The 13,185-nt window shown below is 60.4% G+C and carries 15 protein-coding genes; 9 read left to right on the top strand and 6 right to left on the bottom strand.

The features are described from left to right. Positions 1–8: 8 nt before the first annotated feature. Both QIW53_RS06620 and QIW53_RS06615 read left to right on the top strand, forming a co-directional pair. The gene (locus QIW53_RS06620) at positions 9–746 is read left to right on the top strand and encodes a DUF599 domain-containing protein (RefSeq protein ID WP_371048842.1); all 738 of its coding nucleotides are present in this window, start codon (positions 9–11) and stop codon (positions 744–746) included. Next, positions 746–1,147, top strand: coding sequence for an MAPEG family protein (locus tag QIW53_RS06615; RefSeq protein WP_371048841.1), 402 nt, complete (start codon positions 746–748; stop codon positions 1,145–1,147). Before QIW53_RS06620 ends, QIW53_RS06615 begins: the two co-directional genes overlap by 1 nt. 66 nt (positions 1,148–1,213) lie before the next feature. On the opposite strand, the gene QIW53_RS06610 is transcribed toward QIW53_RS06615, so the two are convergent. Beyond that, the gene (locus tag QIW53_RS06610) at positions 1,214–1,447 is read right to left on the bottom strand and encodes a hypothetical protein (protein ID WP_371048840.1); all 234 of its coding nucleotides are present in this window, start codon (positions 1,445–1,447) and stop codon (positions 1,214–1,216) included. A 160-nt stretch (positions 1,448–1,607) separates the two neighbouring features. On the opposite strand from QIW53_RS06610, the gene QIW53_RS06605 reads away from it, so the two are divergent. The 3 genes from QIW53_RS06605 (at position 1,608) to htpG (ending at position 4,520) form a co-directional block, all read left to right on the top strand. Next, positions 1,608–2,084: a PaaI family thioesterase gene (locus QIW53_RS06605; protein WP_371048839.1), complete on the top strand. Its 477-nt coding sequence runs from the start codon at positions 1,608–1,610 to the stop codon at positions 2,082–2,084. Then, a complete protein-coding gene (locus QIW53_RS06600; RefSeq protein WP_371048838.1) occupies positions 2,081–2,533 on the top strand; it encodes a PaaI family thioesterase in 453 nt (150 codons plus the stop codon). Before QIW53_RS06605 ends, QIW53_RS06600 begins: the two co-directional genes overlap by 4 nt. A gap of 82 nt (positions 2,534–2,615) precedes the next feature. Beyond that, on the top strand, positions 2,616–4,520 hold the full coding sequence (gene htpG, locus QIW53_RS06595) for a molecular chaperone HtpG (protein ID WP_371048836.1): 1,905 nt from the start codon (positions 2,616–2,618) through the stop codon (positions 4,518–4,520). Positions 4,521–4,673: 153 nt separating this feature from the next. Here the strand turns inward: htpG and QIW53_RS06590 are convergent, their stop codons facing one another. Beyond that, complete coding sequence (locus tag QIW53_RS06590; RefSeq protein WP_371048834.1) at positions 4,674–5,534, bottom strand: pirin family protein; 861 nt, start codon at positions 5,532–5,534, stop codon at positions 4,674–4,676. Between the two features lie 61 nt (positions 5,535–5,595). Further along, positions 5,596–6,012, bottom strand: coding sequence for an OsmC family protein (locus QIW53_RS06585; RefSeq protein WP_371048833.1), 417 nt, complete (start codon positions 6,010–6,012; stop codon positions 5,596–5,598). Between the two features lie 178 nt (positions 6,013–6,190). Between QIW53_RS06585 and QIW53_RS06580 the strand changes: the two genes are divergently transcribed. Beyond that, on the top strand, positions 6,191–7,183 hold the full coding sequence (locus QIW53_RS06580) for an amidohydrolase family protein (protein ID WP_371049078.1): 993 nt from the start codon (positions 6,191–6,193) through the stop codon (positions 7,181–7,183). 75 nt (positions 7,184–7,258) lie between these two features. Here QIW53_RS06580 and QIW53_RS06575 read toward each other — a convergent pair whose 3' ends face one another. From QIW53_RS06575 to purM, 3 genes are read right to left on the bottom strand one after another with little or no spacing between them, the layout of a single operon-like run. Then, entirely contained in the window at positions 7,259–7,972 is a 714-nt protein-coding gene (locus QIW53_RS06575) for a DUF3108 domain-containing protein (protein WP_192302058.1), read from the bottom strand. Between the two features lie 8 nt (positions 7,973–7,980). Beyond that, positions 7,981–8,631: a phosphoribosylglycinamide formyltransferase gene (purN, locus tag QIW53_RS06570; RefSeq protein ID WP_371048832.1), complete on the bottom strand. Its 651-nt coding sequence runs from the start codon at positions 8,629–8,631 to the stop codon at positions 7,981–7,983. Beyond that, on the bottom strand, positions 8,631–9,689 hold the full coding sequence (gene purM / locus QIW53_RS06565; protein ID WP_371048831.1) for a phosphoribosylformylglycinamidine cyclo-ligase: 1,059 nt from the start codon (positions 9,687–9,689) through the stop codon (positions 8,631–8,633). The genes purN and purM overlap by 1 nt, the downstream gene beginning before the upstream one ends. Positions 9,690–10,059: 370 nt before the next feature. Here purM and QIW53_RS06560 point away from each other — a divergent pair, with 370 nt between their 5' ends. The 3 genes from QIW53_RS06560 to hda all read left to right on the top strand — a co-directional run bounded on the left by QIW53_RS06560 (position 10,060) and on the right by hda (position 13,164). Beyond that, a complete protein-coding gene (locus tag QIW53_RS06560; RefSeq protein ID WP_371048830.1) occupies positions 10,060–11,118 on the top strand; it encodes a DUF2066 domain-containing protein in 1,059 nt (352 codons plus the stop codon). Between the two features lie 38 nt (positions 11,119–11,156). Further along, the gene (locus QIW53_RS06555; RefSeq protein WP_371048829.1) at positions 11,157–12,230 is read left to right on the top strand and encodes an AI-2E family transporter; all 1,074 of its coding nucleotides are present in this window, start codon (positions 11,157–11,159) and stop codon (positions 12,228–12,230) included. Positions 12,231–12,459: 229 nt separating this feature from the next. After that, complete coding sequence (gene hda, locus QIW53_RS06550) at positions 12,460–13,164, top strand: DnaA regulatory inactivator Hda (RefSeq protein ID WP_371048828.1); 705 nt, start codon at positions 12,460–12,462, stop codon at positions 13,162–13,164. Positions 13,165–13,185: the final 21 nt, after the last annotated feature.

Below are 13,185 nucleotides of genomic sequence, written 5' to 3'. Positions count from 1 at the left end.
GGACCTGCATGTCGTTCATCCAAGCCAACCTGATCCACATTATTGCCGCCGCCTGGTTCGTCATCTGCTGGGGTGGCTACACCCGTTATGCGACGTGGAAAGGCCGTGATACGGCGTGTCTGGCCAGTGTGCTGCACCTGTACCGTGAAGACTGGATGCGCCGCATGCTGCTGCGTGACAACCGCATTGCCGATGCCAGCGTCATCGGCAATCTGGAGCGCAACGCGTCGTTCTTCGCCTCCAGTACCCTGATTATCCTGGCCGGTATTCTCACGGTGCTGGGCGCGTCGGAAAGGGCGGTGTCGTTGCTGGCCGATATCCCGATGGTGCAACAGGCCTCCCAGGGCATGTCGGAAATCAAGTTGCTGTGCCTGGCGCTGGTGTTCGTCTATGCGTTCTTCACCTTCAGTTGGTGCATGCGCCAGTACAACTTCGCGGCGATCCTGGTGGGGTCGGCCCCGATGATCGGCGAGCGGCACGTCTCGGAACAGGAACGCAAGGCCTTTGCCGCCCGTGCCGCGCGAGTCATTTCGATGGCCGCCAACCAGTTCAACTTTGGCCTGCGCTCCTACTATTTCGGCATGACCATGCTCGCCTGGTTCATCAGCCCATGGCTGTTCATGCTGATGAGCGCCGGCGTGGTGCTGGTGCTCTATCGTCGGGAATTTCATTCCGACGTGCTCGACGTGATGGTCTATACCCCTACAGAGGCGCCATTGCCTGAAGCGAACAAGGAGGCTGCTTGATGAGTATTCCGTTCTGGTGCGTGTTTATCAGTGCCCTGCTGATTTACGTCGCCCGCATGCCGGTGACCAAGGCGATGAAAGAGCAGGGGGGGTACAACAATCACCTGCCCAGGCAGCAACAGGCAGAATTGACGGGATTTGGCGCGCGGGCGGTGGCGGCGCATCAGAACAGTATCGAGGCATTCATATTGTTTGCGGTGGGGGTACTGATGGCCCATACCACGCAGACGGCGGGATGGCTGATTGATTCGCTGGCAATCATTTTCGTGATTGCGCGCATCTTGTACTTGCTGTGTTACTGGCGTGATCTGGCCTGGCAGCGAAGTCTGGTGTGGGTGATCGGTTTAGTGTGTTCGCTACTGTTGATGATTAGTCCGACTTTTAGAACTATTTTGCTCTAACAGAGCGAATCCCAGACAAAAGAAAACCCGCAATAGGCGGGTTTTCTTTTCGCGCTGAAAACCGATTCAGTTTTTAGGCGCTTCTTTTGCAGCGGCTTCGTTCGATTCAGCCTGAGCTTTGGCAGCTTCGGCGTTTTCTTTCGCAGCGTCGTTCACTTTATCCTGAGCTTTGTTCATATCTTGCTGGGCTTGCTCAGCATGTTCCTGGGCATCTTGAGCTTTGTCCTCGGATTTTTTGTCGCAGGCAGCGAGACCGAGGGAAGCGGTCAACATCAAGGCAATAGCTAAAGTCTTACGCATGGGGTGTTTCTCCTTATGGAAATCATCTACTTGGCCTTTCGAGCACAGGCCTGCTGCATAAGTTCCTTGAATTGTTCAGATATATAAGTCCGCTGTTTGATGGAACTTTTTCCTACAGCGTCCAGCTCGCAGTCCGACAATTACCTAGAGTTGTAACCCTATGGCTGAAAACCTTGTTTTTGAGCGTGCAACGCGATTTCTCTCGGCGCTGCGACACTGTCAGGTGCTCGGACTGCGGGTGCATAGCGCCAGCAATGACGGTCTTACCGTGATTCTGCCGTACAGCCCGCAGATCGTCGGAAATACGCAGACCGGCGTCATCCACGGCGGAGCGCTGACATCGTTGATGGACACGGCCTGCGGCATGTCGACACTTTGCGTGCTGCCTGAATTCGAAGTGTGCCCGACCCTGGACCTGCGCATCGACTACATGCACGCCGCCGAACCGCATAAGGACATCTATGGCTTCTCCCAATGCTATCGGGTCACCACGGACGTGATCTTCGCCCGCGGGTTTGCCTATCAGGACGATCCCGAGCAGCCCATCGCCCATGTCGTGGGTACGTTCATGCGCATGGGCAAGGGGGTCAAAGGCGCCAAGGGGCTGGGCGGTGCCATCGCGGGGAGCGGGAAATGATCGAGAGTCTGCGCGAACACCTGCAACAGGCGCACAACGACGGAGACTACGCTGCACTGTTGCAGCTGATTCCCTACGCCCGGTTGATCGGCGTCGAGTGCTCCAGGGTCGGCGATGAGTTGTTGTTTCGTCTGCCGGCGAACAAGGACAACATTGGTAACCCTTTATTGCCGGCGATCCATGGCGGGGTGATTGCCGGGTTCATGGAGCTGGCGGCCGCCCTGCATTTGCTGATCCTCACGGGCGCGCCGCAGGTGCCGAAAATCATCGACTTTTCGCTGGATTACCTGCGTGCCGGGCAGTTTCGCGACACCTGGGCCCGGTGTCAGGTCTGCCGCCAGGGGCGCCGCGTCGCCAACGTGGCTGTGACCGCCTGGCAAACCACCGAAGCCGACCCCATCGCCACGGCGCGCGCCCATTTCAAGGTCGATGAGCCCTTGAAATCCTGATCACCGCCCCCAACTTTGATGACAACCCGCCGCCAACCGCTGTGGTTCGCGGCCACTGCCATCTGATTGGAGTTTGATGACCATGAGTGTGGAAACTCAAAAGGAAACCCTGGGCTTCCAGACCGAGGTGAAGCAGCTGCTGCACCTCATGATCCATTCGCTGTATTCCAACAAGGAAATCTTCCTTCGCGAATTGATCTCGAACGCCTCCGACGCTGTCGACAAATTACGTTTCGAAGCCCTGTCCAAGCCTGAGTTGCTGGAAGGTGGCGCCGAACTGAAAATCCGTGTGAGCTTCGACAAGGACGCAAAAACCGTCACCCTCGAAGATAACGGCATTGGCATGAGCCGTGAAGACGTGATCACCCACTTGGGCACCATCGCCAAGTCGGGCACCGCCGACTTCATGAAAAACCTGTCGGGCGACCAGAAGAAGGATTCGCACCTGATCGGTCAGTTTGGTGTGGGTTTCTACTCGGCGTTCATCGTGGCCGACCAGGTTGACGTGTTCAGCCGCCGTGCCGGTGCGTCCGCCAGCGAAGGCGTGCACTGGTCCTCCAAAGGCGAAGGCGATTTTGAAGTCGCCACCGTCGAGAAGGCTGAGCGCGGCACACGCATCGTATTGCACCTGAAATCCGGTGAAGACGAGTTCGCCGATGGCTGGCGCCTGCGCAACATCATCAAGAAATACTCCGATCACATCGCTCTGCCGATCGAGTTGCCCAAGGAAGTGACTGCGGCCGAAGGCGAAGAGCAACCGGCCGTCGAGTGGGAAACCGTCAACCGCGCCAGTGCCCTGTGGACTCGCCCTCGTACTGAAGTGAAGGATGAGGAATACCAGGAGTTCTACAAGCACATCGCTCACGACTTCGAAAACCCGCTGAGCTGGAGCCACAACAAGGTTGAGGGCAAGCTCGAGTACAGCTCGCTGCTTTATGTCCCGGCGCGTGCGCCGTTCGACCTGTATCAGCGTGAAGCGCCGAAGGGCCTGAAGCTGTACGTGCAGCGCGTGTTCGTCATGGACCAGGCCGAGTCGTTCCTGCCGCTGTACCTGCGCTTCATCAAGGGCGTGGTCGACTCCAATGACCTGTCGCTGAACGTGTCGCGGGAAATCCTGCAGAAAGACCCGATCATCGACTCGATGAAGTCGGCGCTGACCAAGCGCGTACTGGACATGCTGGAAAAACTGGCGAAGAACGAGCCGGAGCAATACAAGGGCTTCTGGAAGAACTTCGGCCAGGTCATGAAGGAAGGCCCGGCGGAAGACTTCGCCAACAAGGAAAAAATCGCCGGCCTGTTGCGTTTCGCATCGACCAATGGCACCGACGGCGAGCAGGTTGTCGGCCTGACCGAGTACCTGGCACGCGCCAAGGAAGGTCAGGACAAGATCTACTACCTCACTGGCGAGAAATTCGAGGCCGTCAAGGACAGCCCGCACCTGGAAGTCTTCCGCAAGAAAGGCATCGAAGTGCTGCTGTTGACCGACCGCATCGACGAGTGGCTGATGAGCTACCTCAGCGAGTTCGACGGCAAGAGCTTCGTCGATGTGGCTCGTGGTGACCTCGACCTGGGTAATCTGGATTCGGAAGAAGACAAGAAAGCTGCCGAGGAAGTCGCCAAGTCCAAGGAAGGTCTGGTTGAGCGTCTGAAAACGGCACTGGGCGACTCCGTTGCCGAAGTGCGGGTTTCCCATCGCCTGACCGACTCGCCGGCCATCCTGGCCATCGGCGAACAGGACCTGGGCTTGCAGATGCGCCAGATCCTTGAAGCCAGCGGGCAGAAGGTCCCCGATTCGAAGCCGATCTTCGAATTCAACCCGGCTCACCCGCTGATCGAAAAGCTGGACGGCGAGCAGAGCGAAGAGCGTTTCGGCGACCTGTCGCACATCCTCTTCGATCAAGCGGCCCTGGCGGCCGGCGACAGCTTGAAGGACCCGGCGGCCTATGTGCGCCGTCTCAACAAGCTGCTGGTTGAACTGTCGGCTTGATCGAGTTGTAAAAAAAAACCCGCTTCGGCGGGTTTTTTTATGGGCGGATTCTGATCGGGCCCCTTCGCGAGCAAGCCCGCTCCCACACTTGGAAGCGATCAACCCGTGGGGGCGGGCTTGCTCGCGAAAGCGCCTTCACTCTCGCATAAAATCTTAAGGCAGCTCGATCCGCTCGACTTCTCCCGGCACCGTCGGCCAGTCCCCAGCCGCCCAGCGCCGGCGTGCGTCGTCGATGGCTGCCGGATCGCTGGCCACGAAATTCCAGTTGATCCGGCGCGGCCCATCCAGCGGTGCGCCGCCGAACAACACCGCATGGCAATCGCTGTCGGCAAACAGGGTCATTTCTTCCCCGGCAGGCAAAATCACCAGGGAATGAGGTTCCACCGTTTCGCCCTCCAGTTGCACGTCACCCTGCAACACATACAACGCGCGTTCCTCGTGTTCGGTAGGAATCAACAAAGTCGTCGAGGTTTGCAGGGTCAATTCGGCATACAGGGTCGGAGAAAGCACCGGCACCGGAGACTCCAGGCAAAAGCCCGAACCGGCGATCATGCGGATCTTCACCCCGAGGTTATCGCTGACCGGCAGCGTGGCCGCCGGGTGATGGCTGTAATGCCCCGGTCCCTGCTCATGCTCCCTGGGCGATGCCAGCCAGATCTGCAGGCCGTGCAAGGTGAACCCGCTGGCTTTCAGGGCCTCGGGCGTACGCTCGACGTGGGCGATGGCGCTGCCGGCGGTCATCCAGCTGACGTCGCCGGCTTGCACCACCTGGTCGGAGCCGAGGCTGTCCTTGTGCTGGACGCTGCCTTCGAACAGGTACGTCAGGGTCGACAGGCCAATGTGCGGGTGTTGACGGATGTTCATGCCTTTGCCTGCGTCATAGCGGGTTTCGAGCATGTGGTCGAAAAACACGAAAGGTCCGACGTTACGGCATTTGGCTGACGGCAGCGGGCGAAGAATCGGTTGGCCTTCGACATCTTCGGCGCGGGGGCGGATCACGAGCGGAGTGTTCATGGTGCGTTCCAGGCTGAGCGGGTGACGCGTGGAGCATAACCCGCTTGCCCGGCGGTTGCTGCTATTGGCTGAAGGCACCTTCAGACAGATGGGTTTCGATGCTGACCTCGGTGGTGGTCATCAGCTTGTGGATCGGGCAGCGGTCGGCCACGCGGTGCAGTTCCTCGCGCTGGGCGTCGGTCAGCACGCCCTTGAGGGTCAGTTTGACGTGAAGGGCATACTTGCCTTTGAGTTCCTCGCTGTTGTCGCGCTTGACCTCGACGGTGACGCCGGTCAGCGGGATGTCCTTCTTCTTTGCATAAAGCTTCAGGGTCAGGGCCTTGCAGGTGCCCAGGGCCGCATCGAAATAATCATGGGGCTCCGGTGCGGAGCCTTCGCCACCAGCGGACGTCGGCACATCGGCGAAGAGTTCGTGCTCATCGATTTCCACGCTATGGCGAAAACCTTCGGCGGAAACGGTATTGACGGTAACGGTCATGGGATACCTCGCAGGCGGGGGAAAGTCGTTCTATCGAAAAAGACCTCGCAGTTATAGAGCATTCCGACTGTTACGCGTTCCACTTTCTTGCCGGTGAACCCCGACCGATGTACCGGGTCTACGCTGTTCATGACTCTGGAGATCGCCCGTGCCCCTGAACCGCTTGAGCCTTGCCTGGATGTGGGTGTTGTGCAGTGCGTGCGCTGAAGCTCGCGAATATGCCTACAGCGATGCGCACCTGCATTACGTGGATTTTTTTCAGGAAACCGCAGGCATGCCGAAATTGCTCAAGGCCATGGCCGACAATCGCATCGAACATGTGATGATTTCCGGCATTCCGGTGGCCAAGAAATGGCATGAGGACGAACCGAAGCGACCTCGCTACTACGCGGGTGATGACGCCGATGCCTATTGGTACAGCGCGACCGACACCCTTGTCGCGGCGGCAGTCAATGCGTTGCCTGCGCAGCAGCGTCAGTTCTTCCACCCGTTCCTGTCCGGCTTCAACCCCAACGACAAAAACTCCGCCGCGCATATCCAGCGCATGCTCGACCTCAACCCGGGCCTCTGGCAGGGCATCGGCGAAGTCTTCACCCGCCATGACGACCTGACCGCGTTGACTTCCGGCGACACGCCACGGGCCAACAACGAGGCAATGACGCGCATCTATCACCTGGCCGCCGAAAACGATCTGCCGGTGATGGTGCATTCGAACATCACCTCCAAGCGCGAGCGAAACCCGCTCTATCTGGCGGAAATCGAAGAACCGCTGCGCAACCATCCGCATACCCGTTTCATCTGGGCACACGCGGGCACCAGTGCGGAGATCCATCGGCACCAGACCCGGCTGGAATTCCTGCTGCCCACCCTGACCCGGATGCTGGAGGCCTATCCCAATCTGTTCATCGACCTGTCCTGGAGCTTGCTGACGCCCTATCTGCTGGACGAGCAGGGCAAGCCGCGGCCTGAATGGCTGGCGCTGGTAGAGCGTTTTCCTGAGCGCTTCATGATCGGATCGGACGTGGTGGGGCGCTTCAACAAGCTGGGCAATGAGCTGCACGGCTTTGACCCGTTTCTCGACGCTTTGCCTGAGGACGTCGCCAGAAAGGTCGCGAGGGACAATTTCCTCGGTGTCCTGCCGCGCAGTTCTGCCGCGTCGTCAGCCCGGTAGCGGTGTGGGGGCAATCAATTGCAGGAGGGTCGGTGCAGGTGAAAAAAAGCCCCGCGTTTGCGGGGCCCGTTTGGATCAGTTGCCTTTGACGGTCTTGCCGTTGACCTTGCCGTCGAGGAGCATGATGTTGTACTCCTTGCCGTCGGTCTCGACCTGTTGCAGGCGGACCAGCAGGTAATCCCAGTCCTTGGCGAACCACAACACGGTGATGCGTTTGCTTTGTGTCGGGTCGCGCACGCGCTCGACCTTGATTGCGTCGATCTGGCCGGCCTTGGTGTCGACCTTCTCCGAACCCAGCACGCGGAAGTCATAAGTATCGACTTCACCATCATCGACCACCTGATAACTCATGCTCTTCTTGCCGGCGGCCACATCATGCTGCAATGCCAACTGGTAGGTGGATTTGTCGACCATGCCGCGGTTGAGCGGGATGTTCACGGCGTCGCCGCGGTCGGTACCGGTGACCTTCTTGGCGGTCCAGTCGAAGTCCAGGTCGGCTTTCTTGGCTTTACCCAGGCCGCCACGTTCAAAGTGATAGGACTGCGGCAGCAGGGTGTCCTTGTCCAGGGTCAGGGTGCTTTCCTCGGACAGGCTGGCGATCATCATCGACGCCTTGAAGCTGAGTTTCCAGACGCCGTTGGCTTCCTTGGTGAGGCTGCGCTCGGCAGTGCCGCTCATGGGCAGCTGTTTCCAGTCGGCGGTGTAGCTGGCGGAGAAAGGTTGAAGCTCTGCGGCCTGTGCGAAAGGCAGGGCGAGCAGAGCGCAGGCGAACAGCAGGGCACGACGCATAAAATCTCCTAGGTTCGAATCAAGTGGCCGCTGGCCGCGAGTAACTGGCCGTCCAGTAAAGCACCTTGTTCACCGAGCGATAAACGACCTTCGGCAAACCAGCGTACGGCCATCGGGTAGACCAGGTGTTCCTGGGTGTGGACTCGCTGGGCCAGACTGTGCGGCGAATCGTGCAACTCTACCGGTATTACTGCCTGTACGACCAGTGGTCCGCCATCGAGTTCCTCGGTGACGAAGTGCACGGAACAGCCGTGCACCGTGTCGCCGGCCTCCAGCGCACGCTGGTGGGTGTGTAACCCTTTGTATTTGGGCAGCAGCGAGGGATGGATGTTGAGCAGGCGGCCCGTGTAGTGGCGGACAAAGCCGGCACTGAGGATGCGCATGAAACCGGCCAGGACGACCAGTTTGGGGTTGAAGGCGTCGATCAGTTCGATCAGGGCGGCATCGAAGGCCTCGCGGCCGTCGAATGCCTTGTGATCCAGGGAGCGGGTGGCGATGCCTGCGTCCCTGGCGCGTTGCAGGCCGTAGGCGTCGGCGCGGTTGGAAATCACCGCGGCGATGCGGACCGGGCTGTCGCCGGTCCGCGTGCTGTCGATCAGGGCCTGCAAGTTACTGCCGGTGCCGGACAACAGCACCACGACATCACAGGGCTGGGACATCAGTGCGCCTTGAGGTTCTTCAGTTCAACCTGAGCCGCGCCTTCGGCAGCGGTGGAGATCTGGCCGATGACCCATGGCTGCTCGCCAGCTTCACGCAGAACGTTCAACGCGCTTTCAACGTGCTCCTGCGCAACGCAGATCACCATGCCGACGCCGCAGTTGAGCACGCGGTGCATTTCGTTTTCGTCGACGTTGCCTTTCTCCTGCAGCCAGTCGAAGACGGCTGGGCGGGTCCAGCTCGCGACGTCGACCACGGCTTGAGCACCTTTTGGCAGCACGCGCGGGATGTTGTCCAGCAGACCGCCACCGGTGATGTGGGCCATGGCCTTGACCGCGCCGGTTTCCTTGATCAGCTTCAACAGCGGCTTGACGTAGATGCGGGTCGGGGCCATCAGCAGGTCGGTCAGCGGTTTGCCGTCGAGCTGGGTGTTCTCGATCTCTGCACCGGACACTTCGATGATCTTGCGGATCAGCGAGTAGCCGTTGGAGTGCGGGCCGGAAGAGGGCAGGGCGAGCAGGGCATCGCCAGCCGCCACTTTGGAGCCGTCGATGATTTCGGATTTTTCCACGACGCCGACACAGAAACCGGCCAGGTCGTAGTCTTCGCCTTCATACATGCCAGGCATTTCAGCGGTTTCGCCGCCGACCAGAGAGCAGCCGGACAGTTCGCAGCCAGCGCCGATGCCGGTCACGACCTGAGCGGCGGTGTCGACGTTGAGCTTGCCGGTAGCGTAGTAGTCGAGGAAGAACAGCGGCTCGGCGCCACAGACCACCAGGTCATTGACGCACATGGCGACCAGGTCGATGCCGATGCTGTCGTGCTTGTTCAGGTTCAGGGCCAGGCGCAACTTGGTGCCCACGCCGTCGGTGCCGGAAACCAGCACAGGCTGCTTGTAGCCGGCCGGGATTTCGCAGAGGGCGCCAAAACCGCCCAGGCCGCCCATGACTTCCGGGCGCGCAGTGCGCTTGGCGACGCTCTTGATGCGTTCGACCAATGCTTCACCGGCGTCGATGTCTACACCGGCGTCCTTGTAGCTCAGGGAGGGTTGCTTGCTCATGATCCAGGCCTTTAGGGGGGATTCAGGGGGTAACGACCGAGTCCAGTGGGACCGCCGAAAAAACGAAGGGCATCTGCCGTGCGCGGATTTCAGGGCCCCGGCTGTTGCCGGTCTGCGAAGGCGCGCGATTTTATCAGGCTTGAGCAGCAGCGGCCATCCTCAGGCCGACAGCAGGGGCATATCGACACAAAAAAAGCGCTGTCGCCCGGGCCGTGTCCATATAAGGTGGGGCTATTAACCGTCTATCGTAATAGGTGTGCGAAAAACATATCCCGGATGGGTGAATGTTTTGCGTCGGGCAATGGTCACAGCCTTGCTCGATTGTCTTCATGCGGTCAGTTCCAGCCGCTCTTGTCGTCAGGAATCCTTCATGCGTTTTTTCAGATCATTGTTCGTGGGTTGTCTGTCCCTGGTCAGCTTGGCGAGTCATGCCGAAACGGTCAAAAGCCTTTATCTGGTGCGTGAGCCGGTCACCAGCCAATCACCGAATGAGCGTGATCAGGCCACCCAACGCGCGCTCGATACCCTGGTGCTGCGCCTGACCGGCGATGCCAAGGCCGCGCAGAGCCCGGGCCTGGCCGAGATTCGCAAGGATCCTCAACAAATCATCAGCCAGTACGGTTTCGAGGCTGGCCCGCCGGAAGTGTTGAAGGTCGATTTCGACCCGGCCAGTACCGGGCAGGCACTGCGTCGCGCCGGGCTGTCATTGTGGGGCGCAAATAGGCCATCGATCCTGACCTGGTGGCTGAATGACTCAACCGAAGGCTCGAGTCTGGTGGGCGATGGCCAGGCCAGCGCCGAGCCGCTGCGGCGTGCCGCGCAGCATCGGGGTCTGCCGTTGCGTCTGCCGCTGGCGGACCTGAGCGAGCAACTGGTGGCCACGGCGCCGAACCTTGAAGGCACCGATGCCGCTCCGTTGCGTGAGGCATCGGACCGTTACAACGCCGATGCGCTGCTGGCGGTGCATGCCCGTGAAGACGGTGGGCAATGGCAAGCCAAGTGGCACCTGTGGCTGGGTGATCAGAAGGAAGCGGGCAGTGTCCAGGGCGCGGATCAGGCCGCAGTGGCCGACGCGGTGATGCTGGCGGTCAATCAGCGGCTGGCGCCGCGGTTTGTGGTCAAGCCGGGGGCTGCGGGCGAGCAGTTGCTGGAAGTGCAAGGCATGAATCTGGAACGTTACGCGACGCTCGGGCGTTTGCTGGAGCCCTTTGGTGCGCGCCTGGTGAATGTCGACGCTGACCGCATTCTGTACCGGGTCAATGGCAGCGCCGAGCAGTTGCGCTCGCAGTTGTCGCTGGCGAAATTGCAGGAGGTCGCGGCGGGTGAGGCGCCGGCTCCGGCGGCGCCTGTGCAACCTGTGGCCGAAGGTACGGCGCCTGTCGCGGCACCTGCGCCGGCTCCGGTGCCGCAACTGCGTTTCCGTTGGTAAGGTTTTCTTTCTTTATATACATGCAGATGGAGCGGTACATGGCCGATACGCGGCGTTGGTTCTGGTTGGGCGGGGTGGTTCTGCTCGGCGTGTTTATCTGGCTGTTGCATCCGATTCTGACGCCATTCCTGGTGGCGCTGCTGTTGGCGTATCTGTTCGACCCGCTGGTGGATCGGCTTGAAAAGGCCGGGTTGTCCCGGACCTGGGGCGTGGTGACGGTGTTCGCGCTGTTCACGCTGATCTTCACCACCTTGCTGCTGGTGCTGGTGCCCATGCTCGCCAAGCAGCTGTTTCGCTTGTACGAGCTGGCACCGCAGATGCTCGACTGGCTGCAGCACACCGCGCTGCCGTGGGCGCAATCGAAGTTCGGCCTGTCGGACGGCTTCTGGAAGTTCGACAAGGTCAAATCCGCCATCAGCGAACACATGGGGCAGACCACCGACATCGTGGGTGTGGTCCTGAGTCAGGCGACCGCTTCCAGCCTGGCGTTGATCGGCTGGCTGGCCAACCTGGTGCTGATACCGGTGGTGAGTTTCTATCTGTTGCGGGACTGGGACCTGATGATGGCCAAGATCCGCAGCCTGCTGCCGCGTGATCGCGAAGAGCGCATTGTCGGCCTGGCGGGCGAATGCCATGAGGTGCTCGGTGCGTTCGTGCGCGGGCAGTTGCTGGTGATGGTCGCGCTGGGGGTGATCTACGCCGCCGGCCTGATGCTGGTGGGGCTGGAGCTGGGGCTGTTGATCGGTCTGATCGCCGGCCTGGCGGCCATCGTGCCGTACATGGGGTTTGTGATCGGGATTGGTGCGGCGCTGATTGCCGGTCTGTTTCAATTCGGTGGCGACTTGTATCCCATGATCGGCATCGTCGCGGTGTTCATGGTCGGGCAGGCGCTGGAGGGCATGGTGCTTACGCCATTGCTGGTGGGCGATCGTATCGGCCTGCATCCGGTGGCGGTGATCTTCGCCATCCTGGCCGGCGGCGAACTGTTCGGCTTCACCGGGGTGCTGCTGGCGCTGCCGGTGGCCGCGGTGATCATGGTGCTGGTGCGCCATGTGCATGATCTGTACAAGGATTCGGATATCTACAGCGGTGTCGATGATCCTGAGCTCTAGCGCCTGCAATGATCAGTGGATGGGTCGCCCGGTGCACAACTGGGCGGGTCCCCTCCGTTGGGCGGCTGTCACATGTGCCGCCGTCGAGGCGTCCCTGAAACCGTTGCAATAACGCAAACCTTTGATTTTGCTTATGGTCTGTCGCATTGTGCGACCAGCGTCACGGGTATAAACTTCGCAAACTTTACACAGAGGCCACTAACGGTTCATTTGGAACTGTTCAGTCAGCATGAAACCGATTCAGCTGCCCCTAGGTGTGCGTCTGCGTGATGACGCCACCTTTATCAACTACTACCCCGGCGCCAATGCCGCTGCACTCGGCTATGTCGAGCGGCTTTGCGAAGCCGACGCCGGCTGGACCGAAAGCCTGATTTACCTCTGGGGCAAGCATGGGGTAGGGCGGACGCATCTGTTGCAGGCGGCCTGCCTGCGCTTCGAACAGATGGGGGAGCCGGCGGTGTACCTGCCCTTGGCGGAGTTGATGGATCGCGGGGTCGAAATTCTCGACAATCTCGAACAATACGAACTGGTCTGCCTGGATGACCTGCAGGCGGTCGCCGGGCGCGCGGATTGGGAAGAGGCGCTGTTCCATCTCTTCAACCGCCTGCGGGACAGCGGGCGGCGCCTGCTGATTGCGGCCTCGACGTCCCCGCGAGAATTGCCGGTCAAGCTGGCCGACCTCAAGTCACGCCTGACCCTGGCGCTGATCTTCCAGATGCGCCCCCTGTCCGACGAGGACAAATTGCGCGCCTTGCAGTTGCGCGCCTCCCGCCGTGGTCTGCACCTGACCGACGAAGTCGGACATTTCATCCTGACTCGCGGCACCCGCAGCATGAGTGCCTTGTTCGATCTCCTCGAGCAGCTTGATCAAGCCTCCCTTCAGGCTCAGCGCAAGCTGACCATCCCGTTCCTGAAAGAGACATTGGGCTGGTAAAACCCGCGTGTTTCGCGGCTT

This window comes from Pseudomonas fluorescens (genome assembly GCF_041354075.1).
GTDB classification, from domain to species: Bacteria; Pseudomonadota; Gammaproteobacteria; order Pseudomonadales; family Pseudomonadaceae; genus Aquipseudomonas; species Aquipseudomonas fluorescens_CE.
Note: the sequence above shows the minus strand (reverse complement) of the source record. Positions and strands in the feature narration are given on the sequence as shown.